Source organism: Methanosphaera sp., assembly GCF_016282985.1.
Classification (GTDB): domain Archaea; phylum Methanobacteriota; class Methanobacteria; order Methanobacteriales; family Methanobacteriaceae; genus Methanosphaera.
Map to the genome: position 1 here is coordinate 1 of NZ_JAEELZ010000128.1, position 2,865 is coordinate 2,865.

The window sequence follows — 2,865 nt, forward strand, 5'->3', positions numbered from 1 at the left end:
ATAACTTATATCTTCAAAAGAAAAAATGGAACTGTTTAATTAGAGGCGAAATATAAAGATGGGGCTTCTATTTCAACATATTCTTCAACTGCATACACTACAACTGATTTGCAATTAGCATTACAATGTTCGGAGAGTATTAATGGAATATGGTTTAAAAACATAAAAATCAAACCATTATAGGAGCAATCCTATAATCCCTATTTTTTCGTAAGTTCTCTGTTACAAACCTTCATTGCCTAAGAACCCCCCACCATTATATATTGATGATTATGAACAAATTAGAATTCTATAAAAACCGATTAAAAGACCCAAATAACACCGAATTAGAAAACATCCTATTAGAAATCCAAATACTCAAAATAAAGGAGGCTAAACAATAAATGAGTACCTATACATATAAAACAATCCTAAAACAAGCACAAATCGTAAAAACAAATGTGAAAAAAGAACATAAAATCGGAATGAGTCACAAATGGAGTTACTACTTCGCCAAAGCATTACAACACCCCAAAAAAGATGTTCAAACCATAAGCATCGACAATGCACCAAAACCAAGTCATACTCACATTTCAAGACAGATGAGTTCAAAGCAATATCTTGCACTTGCAAAGAAACTCACCGATTTCATAGAAACCAAACACAGACTACCAAATTACCTCTACTGGAAAGGATACAAGATAGCATCCAACCTATTCACCTATACCTTCGCAAGATGCCTCGTATACTATGATAAATATGGTAAATATGATAATGAAATCAATATCAATCAGAAAGTATTCAGTAAAACATACGAACCACCAAACGAAGTCTACACTTACTTCATCAAAGTATTCGGCAAATTCGACAATACCATAGACGGAGCATTAAGTAAAATCGATGGTAGAGGATATGGTGGATACAGTGATGACAGATACAGCAACAAAACCAGTATCGACCGTATGAAGAAAAGACAAGGCATAAACTGCACCGACAGTTGCCACGTCTTCTACAATATAATGAAACAATTAATCGCAATAGGCAAATACAAGAAAGTCGAATGCCTACACGTCAGATGCAGTTCAGGTGTCGGCCACGTACGATTAAGAATAACACTAAATGACGGAACAAAAATACTAAGAGACCCAGCATCAGTACTCGATGGTAACGGTATAAGGAGCAACTGGTGCACCAGCAACTATGAACTATGGGGAATAGATCCAGATTGGTGGCTTGAAAATTTAAATCGCTAAGGTGATAAATAATGAATTGTAGACACTGCAAACACTTCAAAAACCACTCCGACATCTTCGGATACTGCAAAAAATATGATGAACAAGCATTACTAACAGAGAATTGTAAACAAATAAAAGAGAGGATAAAATGAGTCCAAGAGAAGAAAGAGTATACCTTGAAACAAAAAAACGAAACCTAAAAAGGAAACTCAGCCGATTAGCTCAACATCCCGAGTTAATCGATGAATACCTTGAAACAAAAAAGGAATTAAATAACATATCATAAATCTAACTCCCAAAGGCCAGTAAACATTATCGTTTACTGGTCTATTTTTTTTCAACAAAAATATTATAAACCCTGAAATCATATATACTAATTGTTTCTTGAACACTTGTCATTACCCATACTCCTGGGTAATGGCATTTTTTTTATACGATTTAATGTTTGTTAGTAACCCTCCGAACAATCCTAAAACCATAACATATAACATCATCAAAACCATACATAAAACAAGGGAGAACATAGAACCAATTTATCAACATTTAATTGTGAAACATATATAAATTGGTACCAAAATAATACTTTTCAAATGCTCTCCCACAAGAAAGGTAGATGATGACCAATGAAATATAAAAATATGAAAACACAGGACATACTTGAAACATTATTCATGGAAAACGAATTAAGTAGATCCACCCGAAACGCTTACCTGAGAAGCGTACGAAAATTCGAGAACATCACCGAGCAAACATTACCAGAAATATTAGACTTAGCAGAAAAGGAACATAACTGGAAAACATCAAACCTACGAAGATGCCTACTAAAATATCGTCATGAATTAAACCAGAATTATAAAAGAAGCACAGCACAGGAATATTATGGGAAAATCATCAGCATATTAAATCATTATGAGATAGATTATGGGAAATTACCTAAACCTAAAAAACATAATGAAAACGTATTATATGATGTAGCCGAATTACCATCACAGAAGACATTAAAGAAATGTATTGAATTAAAAAATAATATCCTATTAAAATCTGCTACTTTATTCATTGCAAGTACAGGATTATCACCAGTTGATTTACTTAAATTAACAGTAAAAGATTACCTTGAAGGTACAAGTGAATATCATAACTACCCTCAACACCATGATATCCTAAAAGCAATATTAGAAATGGAGGATAAGCAAGTCATCGCAACCCTCAGAGGACATCGACAAAAAACAGGAACCGAGTATATAACATTCACCAGTCCAGAAGCTATTAAAAATACAAATATATACCTGCAAAGCAGAGAAGACCAATTAACCCTTGAAAGTACTCTATTCAAAGTCAGCAGAAGACAATTCAACAAATACTATCAGGACATTAACGAGCAATTAATGTTAGGATTAACCAGTGAAGGGAAAGCTGTATTCAGTCCTAAAAACTTACGAAGTTACCATGCGACACAATTGGAACGTGCAGGAATGAATGATAATCATATTGACATATTGGAGGGTCGTAAACCCTCAAGTATAATTCGGAGGCATTATATTAAAATAGATGCTGATGAGTTAAAACAGGAATATATTGAATGTTTACCTTACTTGGTTGTTGATGATGTTGAGAAGATTAAAACAGAATTAGAATTAGTACGGGAAGAAAA

At 33.5% G+C, this 2,865-nt stretch carries 4 protein-coding genes; all 4 read left to right on the forward strand.

The features are described 5' to 3' along the window. The first annotated feature begins 383 nt into the window (after positions 1 to 383). Positions 384 to 1,232 (forward strand): hypothetical protein, encoded by an 849-nt coding sequence (locus QZZ11_RS07775; RefSeq protein WP_292475030.1) that lies wholly within the window; start codon positions 384 to 386, stop codon positions 1,230 to 1,232. Positions 1,233 to 1,243: 11 nt separating this feature from the next. Further along, positions 1,244 to 1,366 (forward strand): hypothetical protein, encoded by a 123-nt coding sequence (locus QZZ11_RS07780; protein WP_292475031.1) that lies wholly within the window; start codon positions 1,244 to 1,246, stop codon positions 1,364 to 1,366. Next, the gene (locus QZZ11_RS07785) at positions 1,363 to 1,500 is read left to right on the forward strand and encodes a hypothetical protein (protein ID WP_292475032.1); all 138 of its coding nucleotides are present in this window, start codon (positions 1,363 to 1,365) and stop codon (positions 1,498 to 1,500) included. The genes QZZ11_RS07780 and QZZ11_RS07785 overlap by 4 nt, the downstream gene beginning before the upstream one ends. A 337-nt stretch (positions 1,501 to 1,837) precedes the next feature. Next, positions 1,838 to 2,865 (forward strand): integrase (locus QZZ11_RS07790; protein WP_292475034.1); only part of this gene is annotated, 1,028 nt, incomplete at its 3' end.

Coding starts and splice junctions, on each gene's coding strand:
- QZZ11_RS07775 (WP_292475030.1), top strand. CDS start 384: ATGAGTACCTATACATATAAAACAATCCTAAAACAAGCACAAATCGTA.
- QZZ11_RS07780 (WP_292475031.1), top strand. CDS start 1,244: ATGAATTGTAGACACTGCAAACACTTCAAAAACCACTCCGACATCTTC.
- QZZ11_RS07785 (WP_292475032.1), top strand. CDS start 1,363: ATGAGTCCAAGAGAAGAAAGAGTATACCTTGAAACAAAAAAACGAAAC.